Below are 19,046 nucleotides of genomic sequence, written 5' to 3' on the forward strand. Positions count from 1 at the left end.
AGATTTGATGAAATTTAAAGCAGATGAAATTAGTTCTATTATAAAAGAAAGAATTGAAAAATTTGACTTTAATCTTGAAATAGAAGAAACCGGTAAAATTATTTCAGTTGCCGATGGTGTTGCTAAGGTATATGGCCTTAAAAATGCTATGGCTGGAGAGATGGTTGAATTTGAAAATGGCGAAAAAGGAATGGTTCTTAACCTTGAAGAATCAAGTGTTGGTATTGTTATCTTAGGTAAAGGACTTGGACTTAAAGAAGGAAGTTCTGTAAAAAGATTAAAAAAACTTTTAAAAGTTCCAGTTGGAGATGCGTTAATAGGACGTGTTGTAAATGCTTTAGGAGAGCCAATTGATGCTAAAGGCGTAATTGAAGCGAGCGAATATCGTTTTGTAGAAGAAAAAGCAAAAGGTATTATGGCTAGAAAAAGCGTTCATGAGCCATTACATACGGGTATTAAAGCTATTGATGCTTTAGTCCCAATTGGTAGAGGACAAAGAGAATTAATCATCGGTGATAGACAAACAGGTAAAACAACTGTAGCAATTGATACAATTATTAGTCAAAAAGGTAAAGATGTTATTTGTATTTATGTTGCAATTGGTCAAAAACAAAGTACTGTAGCTCAAGTAGTTAAAAAGCTTGAAGAATATGGTGCAATGGATTATACTATAGTGGTAAATGCGGGTGCATCAGATCCTGCTGCGTTACAGTATCTTGCGCCATATGCTGGGGTAACTATGGGTGAATATTTTAGAGATAATTCAAGACATGCATTGATCGTTTATGATGATTTAAGTAAACATGCTGTTGCATACCGTGAAATGTCTTTGATTTTACGTCGTCCTCCAGGTCGTGAGGCTTATCCTGGTGATGTGTTCTATCTACATTCAAGATTGCTTGAAAGAGCAAGTAAGTTAAGTGATGAGCTTGGCGCGGGAAGCTTGACTGCACTTCCTATTATTGAAACTCAAGCAGGGGATGTTTCAGCTTATATTCCAACCAATGTTATTTCAATTACAGATGGTCAAATTTTCTTAGAAACAGATTTATTTAACTCAGGTATTCGTCCTGCGATTAATGTTGGTTTATCTGTATCTCGTGTTGGTGGTGCCGCGCAAATTAAAGCAACAAAACAAGTTTCAGGTACATTAAGACTTGATTTAGCTCAGTATAGAGAATTGCAAGCTTTTGCACAATTTGCAAGTGATTTGGATGAAGCTAGTAGAAAACAACTTGAGCGTGGACAAAGAATGGTTGAAGTTTTAAAGCAACCTCCATATTCTCCACTTTCACCAGAAAATCAAGTTGTGATTATTTTTGCAGGCACTAAAGGTTATTTAGATGATGTTGCGGTTTCGAAAATTGGAGAATTTGAAGCAGCTTTATATCCATTTATTGAGGCTAAGTATCCAGAAATTTTTGAGCAAATTAGAACTAAAAAAGCTTTAGATAAAGATTTAGAAGAAAAACTAGCTAAAGCATTGAGTGAGTTTAAAGCAAACCATATATAAGGTTTTTAAATGTCTAATTTAAAAGAAATTAAAAGAAAAATAAAAAGTGTTCACAATACACAAAAGACAACCAATGCGATGAAGCTTGTCTCTACTGCTAAACTAAGAAAAGCAGAAGAGGCAGCTAAAAAATCAAAGGTTTTTGCTCAAAAAATCGATGAAGTTTTATCAGAAATTGCGTTCAAGATCAATCAATACGATGGGCTTGATGACAAACTTCCATTTTTTAGAAAAAAAGATAATATAGAAAAAATGGATATTATTTTTGTCACAGCCGATAAGGGTTTGTGTGGTGGATTTAATATTAAAACCATTAAAGCCGTAAATGAAATGCTTGAAGATTGCAAAACAAAAAAAATCAAGGTAAGATTAAGAGCTATTGGTAAAACAGGTATAGAATATTTTAATTTTCAAAATATAGAAATTTTGGAAAAATATTTAGATACAAGTTCAAGTCCAGATTATGATAAGGCTTGTGCTATTATCCAAAAAGCTGTTGATGATTTTGTAAATGGCGTGACAGATAAAATTGTAATCATTCACAATGGTTATAAAAATATGATTTCTCAAGAAATTTGTATTAATGAGTTGTTGCCAGTAGAAGCTATTGTTGGTAAAGAAGAACAAAAGTCTGAATCTTTAATGGACTTAGAACCAGAAGATGAAGAAATTTTAAACGATTTGTTAAAAACTTATTTTGAATATAACATGTATTTTTCTTTAGTTGATTCTTTGGCAGCTGAACATAGTGCTAGAATGCAAGCCATGGATAATGCAACCAATAATGCAAAAGCTAGAGTTAAGCAGCTTAATTTAGCTTATAATAAAGCAAGACAAGAATCTATTACCACCGAGTTGATAGAAATCATCAGCGGTGTTGAGTCAATGAAATAAATTTAGGAGTGATGATGCAAGGTTTTATTTCTCAAGTTTTAGGACCAGTGGTTGATGTTGAATTTAAAGACTATCTTCCACAAATTAATGAAGCTATTATTGTTAATTATGAATTAGAAGGAAAAGAATGCAAGCTAGTTCTTGAAGTAGCTGCACATTTAGGTGATAATAAAGTAAGAACCATCGCTATGGATATGACGGATGGTCTTGTTAGAGGTTTAACAGCTGTTGCAACTGGAAATCCAATTAGCGTTCCAGTAGGCGAAAAAGTTCTTGGAAGAATTTTTAATGTAACGGGTGATTTGATTGATGAGGGCGAAGAAATCAATTTTGATAAACACTGGTCAATTCATAGAGATCCGCCTCCATTTGAAGAGCAAAGTACAAAAAGTGAAATCTTTGAAACAGGTATAAAGGTTGTTGATTTGCTAGCTCCTTATGCTAAGGGTGGTAAAGTTGGTCTTTTTGGTGGTGCAGGTGTTGGTAAAACCGTTATTATTATGGAATTAATTCACAACGTTGCATTTAAACACAGCGGATATTCGGTTTTTGCAGGTGTTGGCGAAAGAACTCGTGAGGGTAATGACCTTTATAATGAAATGAAAGAAAGTAACGTATTGGATAAAGTTGCATTGTGCTATGGTCAAATGAATGAACCACCAGGAGCAAGAAATCGTATTGCGTTAACAGGTCTTACTATGGCTGAGTATTTTAGAGATGAAATGGGACTTGATGTTTTAATGTTTATTGATAATATTTTTAGATTTTCTCAATCAGGTTCAGAAATGTCAGCGCTTTTAGGAAGAATTCCTTCAGCTGTTGGTTATCAACCAACCCTAGCTAGCGAAATGGGTAAGTTCCAAGAAAGAATTACTTCAACCAAAAAAGGATCTATTACTTCAGTTCAAGCAGTTTATGTACCAGCAGATGACTTAACAGACCCTGCGCCAGCAACAGTTTTTGCACACTTGGATGCAACAACAGTTTTAAATAGATCAATTGCTGAAAAAGGTATTTATCCAGCTGTTGATCCACTTGATTCTACTTCAAGAATGCTTGATCCGCAAATTATTGGTGAAGAGCACTATAAAGTAGCACGTGGAGTACAATCAGTATTACAAAAATATAAAGATTTGCAAGATATTATTGCTATTTTGGGTATGGATGAGTTAAGCGAAGAAGATAAATTGATTGTTGAAAGAGCAAGAAAAATTGAAAAATTCCTATCTCAACCATTCTTCGTTGCTGAAGTTTTCACAGGTAGCCCTGGAAAATATATCAGCTTAGAAGATACAATTGCAGGATTTAAAGGTATTTTAGAAGGTAAATATGATGATTTACCAGAAAATGCTTTTTATATGGTTGGTAATATTGATGAAGCTATAGCAAAAGCTGAAACACTTAAAGAAGTTAGCAGAAAAGACGTTTGTTTAGATAATTGTAAAGTGGATAAGGCTAAAAAAGGTTAATTTATGCAAGATTTAATATCTTTAGAAATCATTACACCCCTTGGTATGATTTATCAAGGGGATGCAAGATTGGTAGTTCTTCCTGGAAGCGAGGGTGAATTTGGTGTTTTAAAAGGACATGCATCTTTAATCTCTTCTTTAAAAGCAGGAATTATAGATATAGAAAAATCAGATTCAACTCATGAATTAGTTGCTATTGATTCAGGTCATGCAAAAGTTTCTGAAACTAAAGTGAGTGTTTTAGCAAAAGGCGCTGTATGGGTTGGAGGAAATAGTGATAGTGAAATAGCAAAAAGATTAGAAGAAGCAAAAGATTTAATTAAATCTATGAGCAGTGATAGTATTGCACTTGCTTCTACTTTTGCTAAAATGGATAATAATGTAAGGCAAAAATAGTGGATTTTCAAGCAATTTTTCATTTTTTTGAAAATACAAGCTTAATCACTTATATAGTATTAGCTTGGCTTTCGGTGTATTTTATACTTAGTTTTAGTATATTATTTTCAAGGTTGATGCTTATTAATAAATGGACTCAAAATGAAAGCCAGGCTTTAGAAGCTTTAATGAGAGGCGAAAAAGATTTAAGTCAAAGTGCATCAATTTTAAAAAAATGTGTTGAAGTTGATGAAACAAAGATGAATATTTATAAAAATTCTGTAGAAAAAAAAGCTACGGTAGGGTTAACTTGGCTTAGCATTATCGCTTCAACCTCTCCTTTTATAGGTCTTTTTGGCACGGTTATTTCTATACTTGAAACTTTTGGTGGCTTAGAGATGCAAAATTCTTTAAGCATTATAGCTCCTAAAATCAGTGAAGCTTTAGTGGCTACAGGTTGTGGAATTTTAGTAGCGATTCCTGCATACAGTTTTCATTTGATTATTAAACGTAAAGCCTATGAATTGATTAATATCTTAGATAGCGAGATCAAAGTATTGGTAAGCTCTACAAAGGTATAGTTAATGTTTTTAGAAGAAAAACCTGAACTCAATATTACACCTTTGGTAGATATTATGCTTGTGTTGCTTGCTATTTTAATGGTAACAGCACCAAGCATCACATATGAAGAAAAAGTTCAACTTCCTCAAGGTTCGCAAAAAACTTCAAGTGCGCCAAATATTAAAAGTTTGATTATAACAATTAATGCAAAAAAAGAAATTTTTATAGGAAAAGATAAATTTGATTTTATAAGTTTTGCGGATAATATGAATGCTTTAAAAGTTCAGTATAATACTCAAGAGACAGTTTTTATCAGAGCAGATAAGAATCTAAAATATGATGATGTAATGAGTGTTTTAAGAACAATGAAACATTTAGGTTTCCAAAAAGTTGCTTTGCAAACTGAGTAAAAAATGGAAGAAAATTCTACACATAATCTTAAAGCTTTTATTTATGCAACTTTAGTTTATTTTTTTGTTGTTTTTTTGGTATTTTTTAAGTTGGTTGAGTATAAACCAAAAGCCATTGAATATACTGATGATCCTAATAGTTTTATCAATATAGAACTTGGAGATAGCATAAATCAAAATCAAGTAAATATGATACAAGAATTACAAAAAGAAAATCTACAAAGTTTATTTGAAGAAAATCTTCTACAAAAATACACTACCAATAAAAGCGTTAACACCCAAAATATAGAACAACAAGCAAGTGTTTTTAATGAGTTGTTTGGTAAAATAGAAGACTATCAAGAAGAAAAAACGACTAAAGTGCAATCTTCTATGCCTTCAAAAAAACCTACTTTTGCCCAAAGAGAAAAAATCAATGATTTTTCTAAGCAACTCAATGAAAATTTAAAAATAAATCAAGAATTAGGTCAATCTGTCATGGAGCAAAAAGTAGGGGTTTATGATCAATTCTTAGGCGCTGTTAGAAAATATCTTGAAGATAGATGGAGGATTTATAATCCTAGTGGTAACTTAAGTATAGAAGTAGAATTTGTAATTGATAATAATGGTTATTTTTACCTGTTAAACACTACTAGTGCACATAGTGATAATTTTGATAAAAAAGCAAAAGAATTTTTACAAAATTTAGAAGGAAAATACATAACTTTACCTCCAAATGGTAAAATAAGAAAAATTAAAATGCAACTTAGTGATATAATTGAGTTTAAAACGGAGAAACAATGAAAAAAATACTAGTATTTTTATTTTTTTGTTCAGTATTATTTGGACAAGATGCAACAATATCTGTTGTTAATAAAGGTATGCAATTGCCAAAAATTTATATTAAAGATCAGTCTAAATTGAATGATTTAGATCTTAAAAAAAGTTTTTATAACATGCTTGTTAATGATATAAAAGTAAGTTCAAATTTTGAGATAACTCAAGATGAAAAACAAGGTGATTATATTTTTTCTTATATATTAAATAAAAACGGCAAACTTTTAGATATTGATGTTGAAATTTTAGCTGCAAATGAAACTAAAACAAGATTTTATGAACAAATTCTTTCCATCGAAGAGTATCCATTTTTAGCACATAGAAGTGTTGCTCAAATGAATAAAAAGTTAGGTTTTGCTCCGGTTGATTGGATGGATCATAAAATTTTAATAGCTAGAACACAAGGTAGTAAGCAAAGTGATATTTTATTAGCAGATTATACTTTAACTTACCAAAAAGTATTGATTTCAAAAGGTTTAAATTTGTTTCCTAAATGGGCAAATAAAGAACAAAATGCATTTTATTTTACTGCCTATGAAGATGAGATTCCAACTCTTTATAAATATAATATGAAAAATAAAAATATAACAAAAATTATTGCTAGCAAAGGTATGATGGTTGCTTCTGATGTGAGTGATGATGGTAAAAAAATTTTACTTACCATGGCTCCAAAAGACCAACCTGATGTATACTTGTATGATGCAGATTCAAAAAATCTGACACAAATTACAAACTATATGGGTATTGATGTAAATGGCAATTTTGTTGATGGTGATAAAAAAATTGTATTTGTGTCTGATCGCTTAGGCTATCCAAATATTTTTATGCAAAATTTAGATTCAAATTTAACAGAACAAGTTGTTTTTCATGGTAAAAATAATTCTTCGGTTTCTACTTATAAACACTACATGGTTTATTCTAGTAGAGAAGTAAATCAAAGCGGAGTTTTTAATCTTTATTTAATGTCAACCCAAAGCGATTACATAAGACAACTCACTGCAAATGGTAAAAATCTTTTTCCAAGATTTTCAAGTGATGGAGAAAGTGTTGTGTTTATTAAGTACTTAGGCTCTCAAAGTGCTTTAGGTGTTATTCGAATTAATGCAAATAAAGCTTTTCATTATGGCTTAAAAGTGGGTAAAATTCAATCAATTGATTGGTAAAATACTAAAATCATATTTTTTTTGTTATAATTAAATTATGATTTTTAAATAAACAAAAGGGGAAATCAATGAAAAAAATCATTTTTGCTTCAATTACTGCATTTGCTGTTATTGTAAGTGGTTGTGCTACTAAAAACACTAGCGTTAGTAGTTCAAGTAGTGTAGATGGCTCAAAAGGTAGCGGTGGATCTGATAGATTTGAAAATCTTGAATCTTTAAATTCTGTAGCAAATGTATATTTTGATTTTGATAAATTTAATGTTAGATCAGATATGCAAAAGGTTATTGCAAATAATGCTGAAATCTTTAATAAAGAAGCTGCTAATGCTGCAATAGTAGTTGAAGGAAACTGCGATGAGTGGGGGACTGATGAGTATAATCAAGCTTTAGGTTTAAAAAGAGCTAAAGCAGTAAAAGAATCTTTAGTAGCTCAAGGTGTTAGCGCAGATAGAATTAGCGTTAAAAGCTACGGAGAAACTAATCCTGTATGTACTGAAAGAACAAAAACTTGCGATGCTCAAAATCGCCGTGCAGAATTCAAATTATCAAAATAAGTTTTAAATAAATGAAATTAAAATTATTATCAGTAGCTCTTTTAGGAGCTACTTTTTTACACGCTGAAATTTCAGCTTTTGATGCAGGAAAAGTAGATACAAAAACACCTTATGGTTTAACTCAAAATGAAAAATTACAATATGAAAATCAAGAACGCCTAAGAGTACTGAATGAATATTATACAAATTTAACAAGTAAAATAAATACAGCAGTAGAGAATATAGAAGGATTGCAAAGTGTAACAGAGGGTTTGAATGCTCAATATTCAAAAGCTAACACAAAATTGCTTTCATTAGAAGAAACTTATCAAAATTTTGACGCAAACATAACTCAAGAAATTCAAAATTTAAGAGCTTATGTGGAGGAAAATAGGCAAATTCAAGAAAAAAATCATCAAGAAATTCAAAAAGTTTTAAGTGAAATTACAACTTTAATTAATAAAATCAACGATGATTATATTTCAAAAGAAGATATGAATAAAACCATAACCTTCTTTCAGTCTGAAATAGCTAGAGTGCAAAATCAAACAAAAATTACTTCGGTTGTTCCTGTTGTAAGTGATGATAATAAAACCGAAGAAATTATTCAAGATGTAAATGAAACTCAAGATGAAGTGATTGAAGTAAAAGATGATAGTTGGAAAAAATTGCAATCTAGTGAAATTTTGAAAAAAGCGATAGAAGAAACTAATAAAAATCAATTTGAGGATGCAAAAGAAAAATTTGAACATCTAATAAGTATTCACTACAAACCTGCTAGATCTACTTTTTGGCTTGGAGAAATAAGATATAAACAGCAAGATTACGCAGGTGCTTTGGGATTTTATAAGAAAAGTTCTGCTATAAGCACTAAAGGAGATTATGTACCGAAATTGCTTTATCATACAGCCATTAGCTTAGATAAGGTTGGGGATCCAAAAAGTGCAAATAAATTTTATAAAGCTTTAAAGACGGCTTATCCTGATAGTCCTGAAGCAAAAGTTTCGCCAGATAGAAAATAACAAAGGAGATAAAATGGCTATAGAAAAAAATAGTGTAGTTTCAATGTTTTATGAATTAAAAGATGCAAATACTAATGAAGTTTTAGAATCAAATATTTATGCTGAACCTATTTCTTTTATTTTAGGTAAGGGTCAAATTTTAGAAGGATTAGAAGAAGAAATTCAAAAGCTTAATGCTCCTTGTAATGCTGATATTGTGATAAAAAAAGAAAATGCTTTGGGCGAATATGATGCAAATGCATTACAAACTTTACCAAAAGAGCAGTTTGCAGGGATTGATTTGCAAGTTGGTATGGAGCTTTTTGGCGAAGGTGAAGATGGTAATACGGTAAGAGTAATTGTTAGAGAAATCACCGAAAATGAAGTTACTATTGATTACAATCATGCTTATGCAGGAAAAGACCTGTTGTTTTCAATCAATATTGTAGATGTTAGAGCTGCAAGTGAAGATGAAATTTTAACAGGAATTATTGCAGGCAGTAGAAGCTGTGGATGTGGTGGTGGAGGACATCATCATGATCATCATCACGGACATGGCGGCGGTGGATGTTGTGGTGGCCACGGACATGGCGGCGGCGGTTGCTGCGGTGGTCATTAATGAATAGCGCATTTATTTTCCCAGGTCAAGGTTCTCAAAGTGTTGGCATGGGTTTGAGTTTTTATGATAATTCTAAAAAAGCGAAAGAATTATTAGATAATGCTAGTGATTTTTGTAAAATTGATTTTAAAAATTTGCTTTTTAAGGAAAATGAAAATTTAAATAAAAGCGAATTTACACAAATGGCCATAGTATTAAACTCACTAATGGCTTATGAAGCTTTGAAAGAGCAAGTTGATATAGAAGCTAAGTACAGCCTAGGTCATTCGCTAGGAGAATTCAGTGCTTTGGCAACCCAAAATGCATTTAGCTTTTTAGATGTTATAGCGCTTGTTAATAAACGCGGTAAGTTTATGCAAGAAGATTGCTCTAAAATAGAAGCTGGTATGATGGTGATTTTAGGGCTTGAAGATAAAGTGGTAGAAGAACTTTGTCAAAAAGCATTGAGTGAGAAAAAAAACATTTTTGCGGCTAATTATAATTGTGATGGGCAAATTGTAGTAGCAGGTTTAAAGCCTGATTTAGCTTTTTATGAGAGTGAGTTTAAAAATGCAGGAGCTAAAAGAGCTATGCTTTTGAACATGAGCGTTGCAAGTCATTGTCCATTATTAAAAAATGCTTCTTTAAAACTTACAAAAGAATTAGAACCTATTTTAAAAGAGAGCTTTAAAAGCGTAGTGTCAAATGTTAATGCAAAAGTGTATAATGATAAAAATCAAGCTCTAATGCTTTTAAGCGAGCAACTCATCAAGCCTGTTCTTTATAAACAAAGTATTAAAGCAATAGATGAAGAAGTAGATTTTTATATAGAATTTGGTGCAAATGTGTTAAAGGGATTAAATAAAAAAATCACTCAAAAAGAAACTTATACTTTGAGTAAAATAGAAGACATTGATGAAATTTTAAAGGTAATTAAATGAAAATAGCTATTTTAGGAGCTATGCCTGAAGAGGTCACTCCTTTACTAGAAACATTAAAAGAGTATCAAACAATAGAATATGCAAATAATACTTATTATCTTGCAAAATATAAAAATCATGAATTAATTATTGCTTATTCTAAGATAGGGAAAGTCAATTCTACCCTTAGTGCGACTATTATGATAGAAAAATTTAAAGCCGAGCTTTTACTCTTTACGGGTGTGGCTGGTGCTTTTAATCCTAGTTTAGAAATAGGGGATTTAATCTATGCTACAAAATTAGCTCAATATGATTTAGATATCACAGCTTTTGGGCATCCGCTTGGCTATGTTCCTGGTAATGAAATTTTTATAAAAACAGATGATAAGCTAAATAATCTTGCCATAGAAGTTGCTAAAGAACTTGGTATTAAATTACAATCAGGTGTTATCGCTACGGGTGATGAGTTTATTTGTGATGAGAATAAAAAAGCAAAAATTAGAGAAATTTTTAATGCAGATGCTTGTGAAATGGAAGGAGCTAGTGTGGCTTTGGTGTGTGATGCTTTAAAAATTCCATGTTTGATTTTAAGATCTATGAGTGATAAAGCAGGTGAGAAAGCTGAATTTGACTTTGATGAGTTTGTAGAAAAATCAGCCAAAATTTCAGCTAATTTTGTTTTAAAAATTTGTGAGAAATTATGATAAATCTTAGTAAAAAACTAATCAGAGAAGTAGCTAAAGCTAATGCTAAATTTTCTTTAATAGGAGACAATGATAAAGTTTTATTAGGGCTTAGCGGTGGAAAAGATTCGCTTGCCTTAGCACATCTTTTAAAGCGTATGCAAGCACATGCGCCTTTTAAATTTGAACTTAAAGCAGTAACTTTAAGCTATGGCATGGGTGAAGATTATACTAAACTTCATAATCACTGCAAAGAACATGATATTGATCATGAAGTGATTGATTCTAATATTTATGAAATTTCAGGTGATACGATTAGAAAAAATTCAAGTTTTTGTAGCTATTTTTCAAGAATGAGGCGTGGTGCTTTATATACTTATGCTTTGGAAAATGGTTTTAATAAATTAGCTATAGCTCACCATTTAGATGATGCGGTAGAGAGTTTTTTTATGAATTTTATTTATAATGGCTCTCTTAGGAGTCTAGCTCCCAAGTATAAAAGCAAAAGAGGTGTAGAGGTTATTCGTCCTTTGATTTTTGTAAGAGAAAGACAATTAAGAGAAAATGCTATTAATAATGAATTAGAAGTAATTGGTAATGAATTTTGTCCTGGCATGAAATTAAGTGAAAAAAATGTAAAATTTCCTCATGCAAGAGAAGAAGCTAAGCAGCTTTTGGCAAATTTAGAAAAAGAAAATCCAAAATTATTTACAAGTTTAAAAACTGCATTTGAAAATATCCACACGGATAGCTTTTTTATGGTCAAGGATAATGGCTAATCTTTTAGTTGTTGTTGATTATCAAAATGATTTTATCGATGGTAGCTTGGGTTTTGAAGAAGCTACCAAGATAAAAGATAATATTCTTGCTCTTTTAAAAAATCATCAAGGTGATATTGTTTTTACTTTTGATACGCATGATGAAAATTATTTAAAAACTCAAGAAGGAAAAAATTTACCTACTTATCATTGCATTAGAGATACTTTAGGTTGGCAAATGCCAGGTGATTTTGATGTGTATTTAAAAAATGCAAAAAAAATATTTTATAAGAATGCTTTTGGTAGCTTAGAATTAGCCAATTTTTTAAAACAAAATTATTATGAAAGTATAGAATTTTGTGGTCTTGTTTCACATATTTGTGTATTTAGTAATATTATTTTAGCTCAAAGCGCTAGCATTAACTCAAAAATTATATTACATAAAAATGCAACAGCGAGTTTTAGTAAGTCTTTGGAAAATAGTGCATATGAAATTTTGCAAGCTTATGGCATAGAACTTTTATAAAATGCAAGGGTATATTTTACACACTCAGAGTGTAAAAGATGAGGATTTAATCGTTTATCTTTTAAGTACTAAAAAAGTTATTAAAAGTTATAGATTTTATGGCATGCGTCATTCTAATATACTAAGTGGGTATAAGATTGATTTTGAGCTTGAAGAAAGTTCGAGATTTTTACCACGTTTAAAAGATGTTTTACATATTGGTTTTTCTTGGATTTTAGATAGAGAGAGAATGTTTTTTTGGCAGGAATTTATTAGACTTTTTTATTGGCATTTAAAAGATGTTGAGGAAATTGATAGTTTTTATTTTGAGCTTTTAGAAGATTGTGCTAAGCGTTTTGAAAAGCAAGATTGCAAACGTGTTATAGTGGATGCTTATTTAAAAATTTTAGATTTTGAAGGGCGTTTGCATAAAAGTTTTGTATGTTTTTATTGTGATGAGTATATTCAAAAAAATGTTGTACTAGTAAGAGCTTTTTTGCCCGCTCATAAAAAATGTGCTTTTGGTTATGAGTTTAATGCTAAAGATCTTGTAAAATTATATAGGAGTTTTAATTCATCGCATTTTAGCGATGAATATATTGATAATTTATATAAAATTATCAAAGAGGGTTTTTAAGGGTAATATCATACATCATAATGACTTCTTGTCTTAATCTTGCAATGATATTTGCACTATCTTTGTGTATATTTTTTGTGATAGTATCTTGGCTATTTTTAATATTTTCAAGCAAATTTTCAAGTTCTTTTTGAGAATTTTGTAAACAAGTTTTTATACATTTTGGTTGGGTTTGTTGTAAAACTTGCTCGAAATTTAAACTTTGATTGTTAAGCTTTGAAGCATGTGCTGCTAAATTATTCGCACTTGTTCTAATGCCACCTAATGCTTTGTAAATCCCTTTTGAATTGATATGAGCTGCCATGAACCTTCCTTGTTTTATGGTATCTCTTCATTCATATTGCTTGATAATTTACAAGCAAAAATCATTCCTTATTGAAAAATTCTTGAATATATTTTCGCATAATTTCTGCATCATTAATGCGATTAACACAATCTCTAAAATTAGAAGCATCATCATAGCCCTTAGAATACTCATGTAAGTGTTTTCTAAAGATGCTTATGCCTTGTTCTTTATAATGCTTTAACATTTCTTCAAAATGTGCAAAAATGATTTTATTTTTCATAGCTTTTTCGATTTTTTTACCAGTTTTTATCTCATAAAATATCCAAGGTTTTCCTACACTTGCACGTCCTATCATCAAAGCATCACAATTTGTTATTTTAAACACTTCTTTGGCATTATCTTCACTAATATCACCATTTGCAACTAAAGGAATTTTGATATTTTCTTTGGCTAAAGCTATGGCTTCATAATCAGCATTTCCACTATACATTTGTTTTCTAGTGCGACCATGCATACTGATAAAATCTACTCCAGCATTTTCACACGCTTTAGCGATGGCGATGGGATCTTTTTTATCAAATCCTAATCTTACTTTGACACTAGTTAGTTTTTTGTTGCTTGCTTTTTTGATAAGTTCTAAAATTCTTTGTAATTTATCAAGATCTTGTAAAAGAGCACTACCTGCGCATTGTTTTATAACCTTATTTACAGGACAACCACAATTAAAATCAATCCCATCTATAAAATCAAAACGATTTAAAATTTCTACCGCTTTTTGAATTACACTTTCATCTGAGCCTGCAATTTGAACTATGTAAGGATTTTCAAGTTCAGCTTTTTCTAGCATTTTAAGAGTTTTTGAGCTCTCATATACTAAGGCATTAGAACTTATCATTTCACTAATGGTTACATCAGCCCCAAATTGTTTAACTAAATTTCTCAAAGGCAAGTCAGAAAAACCTGCCATAGGGGCTAAAAATAAAGGCTTTTTATTAAAATCTATCATTGTATTAATTTTTCAAGTTCTATTTTTTTATTATGTTCTCTTAAAAAGAGCAAGAGTCTAAAGTCTTTATGCTCATTTTGATCATTTCCTAATTCATTAAGCAATTCATCATACATACCAAATTCTGCCAAAGTATAAAGATAAGCTCTTAAAGCTTGAGAATAATTATCTTTTAACTTTTTAAATAAAGCAATCAACACTTGAGGTTCTATTTTTTTACAAAGTATTTTAGCACAGCGTAAATATGACTTATCATCCAAAGTATTCATACTAAGTAAAACTTCGATTTCAGCGTGATTTAATTCTAAGTTTTCTTTTTCAAATCTATCCAAAAGCAATAAAATATTATCTTGGTTTTTTTGAACTTTTAGTGTTTTAATCTGACTATAAGGCGCATTTTCTAATACCATTTTATAAGCAAAAATTTCTAGCTCACTAGCTAAGGTATCTTTGTTTTTGATAAAAGAAAAAGCATAATTGCTATCATTTTGAAAGCGATTTTTTTCATTTAAAATGAAAATTTCATTATTTGAATCTAATTTATATTTTTTTAATTCCACAAATTCTTTTTTATCTAAGTGTTCAAAAATATCAATAATTTCATCTATTTTGGGATTTTGAATTTTTTCTTTAAAACAAAGAGCTTGCGTATCTTTTGCAATGTTTTGAAATTCTTGAGTTTTGAATTTAACCCTGCTTATTTTTTTTAAAAAAATATCAATAATAAAATTTTCATAATTTTTACTATCTTTAATTAGATTTTTATATTGTAAATGTTTTAAAAAGCCATAAAAACTCATATGTGCTAAAGCTAGTATCATCAAAAGTAAAGCAGGCAAAACAACCCATAAGCTAATAGGCAAATTTAATTCAAAAGTGGAAATTGTAAAAGTATAATTTCCTAAATTTAGATTATAAACTAAGGCTGCGATGATTAGAAGATAAACTAAACTTGCAAAGAAAAATAATCTAATTTTCATAGCTCTTTCCTTTTTTCTAAATTTTCACGACAATTTATGCAATATTTTGCGTGAGGTTTAACCTTAAGTCTTTCAGGATGAATATCATCTTCACAATATTCACAAATACCATAAGTATTGTTATCTATTTTGCTTAATGAATGTTTAACTTCTTCTAGTTCAGCTTTTAAATTTTCATTGATTTTAAAGTCGATATGAGAGCTATTGTCAATTTGCTGTAAATCAACTTCATCTCTAGGTTCACTATCTTGTAGATTATGGATATTGTCTATATTGCCTTGAAGTTCTTGTAAAATTTCTTTTTGTCTTTGAAGTAATATATTTTTAAATTCTTCAAGATTTAATTCTTGCATAAACGCTCCTATTTGTGATATGGGTGATTTGTATTAATGCAAAATGCACGATAAATTTGCTCTAAAAGCATAGTTTTAGCAAATTTATGCACCAAGGTCATTTTGCTAAGAGCTATACTTGTATGCATTTGTGCAATAAATTCTTGCTCAAATCCATAAGCACCGCCTATAAAAAATGTAATTTCATTTTTATCTTGCAATAATTTTGCAAATTCTACACTTGTAAATTCTTTACCCTTTTCGTCTAATGCTATGCAAAAACCTTTTTTGTAAGGACTTAGTGCATTTGTATAAGATTTTTTTGCTTCTATGGCGTTAGTATTTTGTGCTTGATTAATTTTGTTATTAAAAACACATATATCATTAAAACTACAAAATTTCTTAATAAGCTTAGTATAATGCTCATCTATCTTGCTAAATTCATCATTATTATTTTTTTGAATGCTTAAAAGATTAATTTGCATTTTTAGTTTTTAGAAAAAAATCTTAAAAAGTCTGCTATAAATTTTTTATGTTCACTTCTTTCTACAATCGCATCAATCAACCCATGTTCAAGTAAAAATTCAGCCTTTTGAAAGCCTTCTGGTAAATCAGCCCCTATGGTTTGTTTGATTACCCTAGCTCCTGCAAAGCCTACTAGGGCACCAGGTTCAGCCATGATGATATCTCCAAGCCAAGCAAAAGACGCGCTTACGCCACCCATAGTTGGATCAGTTAATACTGAAATATAAGGAAGTTTTTCTTCTGCTAGCAGTTTTAATGCTGCACTTGTTTTGCTCATTTGCATTAAAGAATAAGTGCTTTCTTGCATCCTAGCTCCACCGCTTGCGCTCACTATAACAACAGGGGTTTTTTTCTCAATCGCTCTTTCAATAGCTCTAAGAATTTTTTCACCTTCTACTGAGCCTAAGCTTCCACCCATGAAAGAAAAATCAAAAACAACTAATTGAGTTTTTATCCCATCTATGGTGCATTCCCCGCTTATTATAGCACTTTTTCTACCTGTTTTTTCTTCATTTTCTGCTAATCTTTTTTTATACGATTTGCTATCTACAAATTTAAGTGGATCGATTGCATGTAAGTCTTTATCCATTTCCACAAAAGAGCCTTCATCGCTAAGTAATTCAATGCGTTTTAGAGGGTTTAATCTCATATGAAAATTACATTTAGGACAAACATTATAACAAGTTTCTATTTCTTTATAATACATTAACGCATGACAAGAATTACATTTTACCCAGTGATTTGGAGCTTCGCTTGGAGCGGCTTGCTTGCGTCTTATACTAGAAAAAATATCTAAAAAATTCATTATCTCTACCTAAAATAAAATTTCAAAATTATAGCAAGATTTTATTGCTTTTAAAATCTTGCACCCAACATAAACTCAAATTTGCTCAAATCATCTTTTGAGCTAGTATTAAATGGTTTAGCAAAAACTAAATTTAAAGCACCTAGTGGGGTTAACCACTCAAAGCCAACGCCTGTACTCCATCTTTGAATTTGATTTAAAGAACTCTCTCCTATAGCACCATAATCAAAAAATACACTACCTCTAAGTTTGATTCTATCAAAGATTGGAAAGCTAAGTTCTACAGAATTTGCAAAAGCCACTGTACCACCTGTTTCATCACCCCATTCATTTTTAGGACTCACACTTCTTCTATCAAAACCTCTAATAGTTCCTATACCACCAAGATATAATTTTTCATTGATAGGTAAATAGCCTTGATCCCATACTTTATAAAAACTCGCTTTATAACGATAAATCAAATCCCAACCTATAAACTCTTCCAAGCCTTGATAATAATTAAATTTAGTAGTAGAACTTATGAATTCTTGATCCCCGCCTAAGCCTGCATATTCAAGCGAAGTTGAGGCGATAAAACCTGATCTTGGTAAATAATAATCATCTGTATTGTTAAACACTATCGAAGGAGTGATAGAACTTTTATAAGTTTTACCAAGTTTATATCCTTGAGCGATTAAGCGATCACTTAAATGATAAATATCACTTTGTTCAAGATTATAAGTTAAATCTATGCTTGTATATCTTCCTAAAGTTTTACCAACGCTTATGTCAAAACCATAGTTTCTCTCATCATAGCTATCCCATTCTAAACGATCTGAATATAATGATCCTCCAAGAGAATAATCACTATCATTTACTCTAGGATTTCTTAAAGATACTCTACCAGAAAGTGTATCATCGCCTTTGTCTATACTCACACTTCCTTTCATACCAGAGCCTAAGATATTTGCATCAGATAATGAAGCGCTAAGTAAAATTCCATCACTAGTTCCATAACCAATACCACCTGAAATGGCTCCAGTTGAAGCTTCCTTGACTTCTACTATCAAATCAATATGCGTATCATCTACTCTTTGTTCTTTAATATCTACATTTTCAAAATATGCAGTTCTTCTTAAGGCATTTCTTGAGTCTATTAAATCAGTTCTATTGTAAAGATTACCTTCGGTTAGGTAAAGCTCTCTACGAATAACTCTATCAACTGTTTTGGTATTGCCTGAAATTTCAACATTTCTAACATATACTTTTTCATTAGGTATGACTTTAAAAATAATCATAGCTTCATGATTTTCTTTATCTTTTTGTATATCAGGTATAACTTGTACAAAAGCATAGCCTAAATCTGCTGTTTTAGTTTCTATAGTCTTTATATCTTCTCTTAGTTTTTCTATATTAACTATTTTTCCAATACTTAATTTTAAATCATTTGCCAAAGCTTCATTTTCTTCATCACTAAAAATTGGATTAAAAATTTTAATCCCTTTGACTTTATAAACCTCACCCTCGTTGATAAAATAAGTTAAATCAGCTTGATAAGTATCTGTGTAAGTATTTAAAAAAGCAGGAGATACGCTTACATCAAGATAACCTTCTTTTAAATATACATCCGAAATTCTTGAGCTATCATTTGCTAAATCAAAGATTTTAAGCTTACCATCATTAAAGCCCCACATCCAGCCCAGGGCTTCTCTTTGTTTATTTGCTACCGCAGGTTCAATATCTGAATAGCTTAAATTTTTTGCACCACTTAAATGTACTTTTTCTATGATGATATTTTCCCCACGATTTACAACAAAAGTAAGTTTTAATGAGCTTGAATTACTTAATTTTTCATCTTTGATTTCTACAACAGTATCATAAAAACCTTTGGCTTGATAAAAAAGTTTGATTTTTTCGGCTGCATCTTTGGCTGAATTTTCATCATATAAAATTCCAGGTTTTAAGCCAACAAGGCTTTCTATTTGTTTTCTATCATTACTTGCTATACCTTGAATATCTATTTTTCCAATGGAAGGTTTTTCTACTACTTTAAAAATCAGCACCCCATTTTTTTCTTCTACTACTATGTCTTTAAAATAATTTCTATCAAAAAGATTTTTAATCGCTGTATCTATACTAGCAGGATCAATTTTTTGTCCTATTTTTAATTTAGAAATCGCAATAGCGCTTTCTTTAGAAAGTTGCGATAAGCCTTCAAATTTTATATCTTTAATCGTAGCTGCACATAAAGAACTTGAGAGTGCAAAGAAAACAAACCATTTTTTCATCAAATCTAC

23 protein-coding genes are annotated in these 19,046 nt (G+C 30.5%); 16 read left to right on the forward strand and 7 right to left on the reverse strand.

Going from position 1 to position 19,046, the window contains the following annotated elements:
- The first annotated feature begins 7 nt into the window (after positions 1-7).
- The 16 genes from atpA (at position 8) to recO (ending at position 12,836) form a co-directional block, all read left to right on the forward strand.
- A complete protein-coding gene (gene atpA, locus L8X30_RS00155) occupies positions 8-1,513 on the forward strand; it encodes a F0F1 ATP synthase subunit alpha (protein ID WP_012660940.1) in 1,506 nt (501 codons plus the stop codon).
- Positions 1,514-1,522: 9 nt separating this feature from the next.
- The gene (gene atpG, locus L8X30_RS00160; RefSeq protein WP_263678391.1) at positions 1,523-2,407 is read left to right on the forward strand and encodes an ATP synthase F1 subunit gamma; all 885 of its coding nucleotides are present in this window, start codon (positions 1,523-1,525) and stop codon (positions 2,405-2,407) included.
- Between the two features lie 14 nt (positions 2,408-2,421).
- Complete coding sequence (gene atpD / locus L8X30_RS00165) at positions 2,422-3,876, forward strand: F0F1 ATP synthase subunit beta (RefSeq protein ID WP_039667925.1); 1,455 nt, start codon at positions 2,422-2,424, stop codon at positions 3,874-3,876.
- A gap of 3 nt (positions 3,877-3,879) precedes the next feature.
- Positions 3,880-4,272 (forward strand): ATP synthase F1 subunit epsilon, encoded by a 393-nt coding sequence (atpC, locus tag L8X30_RS00170; RefSeq protein ID WP_012660943.1) that lies wholly within the window; start codon positions 3,880-3,882, stop codon positions 4,270-4,272.
- On the forward strand, positions 4,272-4,832 hold the full coding sequence (locus L8X30_RS00175; RefSeq protein WP_173787088.1) for a MotA/TolQ/ExbB proton channel family protein: 561 nt from the start codon (positions 4,272-4,274) through the stop codon (positions 4,830-4,832). The genes atpC and L8X30_RS00175 overlap by 1 nt, the downstream gene beginning before the upstream one ends.
- A 3-nt stretch (positions 4,833-4,835) precedes the next feature.
- Positions 4,836-5,222, forward strand: coding sequence for an ExbD/TolR family protein (locus L8X30_RS00180; protein ID WP_012660945.1), 387 nt, complete (start codon positions 4,836-4,838; stop codon positions 5,220-5,222).
- Positions 5,223-5,225: 3 nt separating this feature from the next.
- Positions 5,226-6,005 (forward strand): Tol-Pal system subunit TolA, encoded by a 780-nt coding sequence (locus L8X30_RS00185; RefSeq protein WP_039667927.1) that lies wholly within the window; start codon positions 5,226-5,228, stop codon positions 6,003-6,005.
- Positions 6,002-7,201 (forward strand): Tol-Pal system protein TolB, encoded by a 1,200-nt coding sequence (gene tolB, locus L8X30_RS00190; protein ID WP_263678393.1) that lies wholly within the window; start codon positions 6,002-6,004, stop codon positions 7,199-7,201. The genes L8X30_RS00185 and tolB overlap by 4 nt, the downstream gene beginning before the upstream one ends.
- Before the next feature lie 68 nt (positions 7,202-7,269).
- Positions 7,270-7,755, forward strand: a complete 486-nt coding sequence (gene pal / locus L8X30_RS00195; RefSeq protein WP_263678394.1) for a peptidoglycan-associated lipoprotein Pal — start codon at positions 7,270-7,272, stop codon at positions 7,753-7,755.
- Between the two features lie 11 nt (positions 7,756-7,766).
- Positions 7,767-8,756, forward strand: a complete 990-nt coding sequence (locus tag L8X30_RS00200; protein WP_263678395.1) for a tetratricopeptide repeat protein — start codon at positions 7,767-7,769, stop codon at positions 8,754-8,756.
- Between the two features lie 13 nt (positions 8,757-8,769).
- Positions 8,770-9,354 carry an FKBP-type peptidyl-prolyl cis-trans isomerase gene (locus L8X30_RS00205; RefSeq protein ID WP_039617371.1) on the forward strand — a complete coding sequence of 195 codons (585 nt, stop codon included), beginning with the start codon at positions 8,770-8,772 and terminating at the stop codon, positions 9,352-9,354.
- On the forward strand, positions 9,354-10,274 hold the full coding sequence (fabD, locus tag L8X30_RS00210; protein WP_263678396.1) for an ACP S-malonyltransferase: 921 nt from the start codon (positions 9,354-9,356) through the stop codon (positions 10,272-10,274). The genes L8X30_RS00205 and fabD overlap by 1 nt, the downstream gene beginning before the upstream one ends.
- Positions 10,271-10,957, forward strand: a complete 687-nt coding sequence (locus tag L8X30_RS00215) for a 5'-methylthioadenosine/adenosylhomocysteine nucleosidase (RefSeq protein WP_263678397.1) — start codon at positions 10,271-10,273, stop codon at positions 10,955-10,957. Before fabD ends, L8X30_RS00215 begins: the two co-directional genes overlap by 4 nt.
- A complete protein-coding gene (locus L8X30_RS00220) occupies positions 10,954-11,715 on the forward strand; it encodes an ATP-binding protein (protein WP_263678398.1) in 762 nt (253 codons plus the stop codon). The genes L8X30_RS00215 and L8X30_RS00220 overlap by 4 nt, the downstream gene beginning before the upstream one ends.
- On the forward strand, positions 11,708-12,220 hold the full coding sequence (locus L8X30_RS00225) for a cysteine hydrolase family protein (RefSeq protein ID WP_263678400.1): 513 nt from the start codon (positions 11,708-11,710) through the stop codon (positions 12,218-12,220). Before L8X30_RS00220 ends, L8X30_RS00225 begins: the two co-directional genes overlap by 8 nt.
- Position 12,221: 1 nt before the next feature.
- Positions 12,222-12,836 (forward strand): recombination protein RecO, encoded by a 615-nt coding sequence (recO, locus tag L8X30_RS00230; protein WP_263678402.1) that lies wholly within the window; start codon positions 12,222-12,224, stop codon positions 12,834-12,836.
- Here recO and L8X30_RS00235 read toward each other — a convergent pair.
- From L8X30_RS00235 to bamA, 7 genes are all read right to left on the reverse strand, one after another.
- Complete coding sequence (locus L8X30_RS00235) at positions 12,820-13,140, reverse strand: hypothetical protein (RefSeq protein WP_070256278.1); 321 nt, start codon at positions 13,138-13,140, stop codon at positions 12,820-12,822. The genes recO and L8X30_RS00235 overlap by 17 nt on opposite strands.
- Positions 13,141-13,201: 61 nt before the next feature.
- Positions 13,202-14,128 carry a tRNA dihydrouridine synthase gene (locus tag L8X30_RS00240; RefSeq protein ID WP_263678404.1) on the reverse strand — a complete coding sequence of 309 codons (927 nt, stop codon included), beginning with the start codon at positions 14,126-14,128 and terminating at the stop codon, positions 13,202-13,204.
- Positions 14,125-15,108, reverse strand: a complete 984-nt coding sequence (locus tag L8X30_RS00245) for a hypothetical protein (protein ID WP_263678405.1) — start codon at positions 15,106-15,108, stop codon at positions 14,125-14,127. The genes L8X30_RS00240 and L8X30_RS00245 overlap by 4 nt, the downstream gene beginning before the upstream one ends.
- Positions 15,105-15,461 (reverse strand): RNA polymerase-binding protein DksA, encoded by a 357-nt coding sequence (gene dksA / locus L8X30_RS00250; RefSeq protein ID WP_263678407.1) that lies wholly within the window; start codon positions 15,459-15,461, stop codon positions 15,105-15,107. Before dksA ends, L8X30_RS00245 begins: the two co-directional genes overlap by 4 nt.
- An 8-nt stretch (positions 15,462-15,469) precedes the next feature.
- Entirely contained in the window at positions 15,470-15,925 is a 456-nt protein-coding gene (locus L8X30_RS00255) for a 23S rRNA (pseudouridine(1915)-N(3))-methyltransferase RlmH (protein ID WP_263678409.1), read from the reverse strand.
- 2 nt (positions 15,926-15,927) lie between these two features.
- The gene (accD, locus tag L8X30_RS00260) at positions 15,928-16,770 is read right to left on the reverse strand and encodes an acetyl-CoA carboxylase, carboxyltransferase subunit beta (RefSeq protein WP_012660961.1); all 843 of its coding nucleotides are present in this window, start codon (positions 16,768-16,770) and stop codon (positions 15,928-15,930) included.
- 50 nt (positions 16,771-16,820) lie between these two features.
- The gene (gene bamA / locus L8X30_RS00265) at positions 16,821-19,037 is read right to left on the reverse strand and encodes an outer membrane protein assembly factor BamA (RefSeq protein WP_263678411.1); all 2,217 of its coding nucleotides are present in this window, start codon (positions 19,035-19,037) and stop codon (positions 16,821-16,823) included.
- Positions 19,038-19,046 lie beyond the last annotated feature (9 nt).

Source organism: Campylobacter sp. CNRCH_2015_0338h (assembly GCF_025772785.1).
Lineage (GTDB): Bacteria > Campylobacterota > Campylobacteria > Campylobacterales > Campylobacteraceae > Campylobacter_D.

Coding starts and splice junctions, on each gene's coding strand:
- L8X30_RS00205 (WP_039617371.1), top strand. CDS start 8,770: ATGGCTATAGAAAAAAATAGTGTAGTTTCAATGTTTTATGAATTAAAA.
- accD (WP_012660961.1), bottom strand. CDS start 16,770: ATGAATTTTTTAGATATTTTTTCTAGTATAAGACGCAAGCAAGCCGCT.
- atpA (WP_012660940.1), top strand. CDS start 8: ATGAAATTTAAAGCAGATGAAATTAGTTCTATTATAAAAGAAAGAATT.
- recO (WP_263678402.1), top strand. CDS start 12,222: ATGCAAGGGTATATTTTACACACTCAGAGTGTAAAAGATGAGGATTTA.
- L8X30_RS00235 (WP_070256278.1), bottom strand. CDS start 13,140: ATGGCAGCTCATATCAATTCAAAAGGGATTTACAAAGCATTAGGTGGC.
- L8X30_RS00200 (WP_263678395.1), top strand. CDS start 7,767: ATGAAATTAAAATTATTATCAGTAGCTCTTTTAGGAGCTACTTTTTTA.
- atpG (WP_263678391.1), top strand. CDS start 1,523: ATGTCTAATTTAAAAGAAATTAAAAGAAAAATAAAAAGTGTTCACAAT.
- pal (WP_263678394.1), top strand. CDS start 7,270: ATGAAAAAAATCATTTTTGCTTCAATTACTGCATTTGCTGTTATTGTA.
- L8X30_RS00255 (WP_263678409.1), bottom strand. CDS start 15,925: ATGCAAATTAATCTTTTAAGCATTCAAAAAAATAATAATGATGAATTT.
- L8X30_RS00215 (WP_263678397.1), top strand. CDS start 10,271: ATGAAAATAGCTATTTTAGGAGCTATGCCTGAAGAGGTCACTCCTTTA.
- fabD (WP_263678396.1), top strand. CDS start 9,354: ATGAATAGCGCATTTATTTTCCCAGGTCAAGGTTCTCAAAGTGTTGGC.
- tolB (WP_263678393.1), top strand. CDS start 6,002: ATGAAAAAAATACTAGTATTTTTATTTTTTTGTTCAGTATTATTTGGA.
- atpD (WP_039667925.1), top strand. CDS start 2,422: ATGCAAGGTTTTATTTCTCAAGTTTTAGGACCAGTGGTTGATGTTGAA.
- atpC (WP_012660943.1), top strand. CDS start 3,880: ATGCAAGATTTAATATCTTTAGAAATCATTACACCCCTTGGTATGATT.
- L8X30_RS00180 (WP_012660945.1), top strand. CDS start 4,836: ATGTTTTTAGAAGAAAAACCTGAACTCAATATTACACCTTTGGTAGAT.
- L8X30_RS00220 (WP_263678398.1), top strand. CDS start 10,954: ATGATAAATCTTAGTAAAAAACTAATCAGAGAAGTAGCTAAAGCTAAT.
- dksA (WP_263678407.1), bottom strand. CDS start 15,461: ATGCAAGAATTAAATCTTGAAGAATTTAAAAATATATTACTTCAAAGA.
- L8X30_RS00225 (WP_263678400.1), top strand. CDS start 11,708: ATGGCTAATCTTTTAGTTGTTGTTGATTATCAAAATGATTTTATCGAT.
- L8X30_RS00245 (WP_263678405.1), bottom strand. CDS start 15,108: ATGAAAATTAGATTATTTTTCTTTGCAAGTTTAGTTTATCTTCTAATC.
- L8X30_RS00240 (WP_263678404.1), bottom strand. CDS start 14,128: ATGATAGATTTTAATAAAAAGCCTTTATTTTTAGCCCCTATGGCAGGT.
- L8X30_RS00185 (WP_039667927.1), top strand. CDS start 5,226: ATGGAAGAAAATTCTACACATAATCTTAAAGCTTTTATTTATGCAACT.
- bamA (WP_263678411.1), bottom strand. CDS start 19,037: ATGAAAAAATGGTTTGTTTTCTTTGCACTCTCAAGTTCTTTATGTGCA.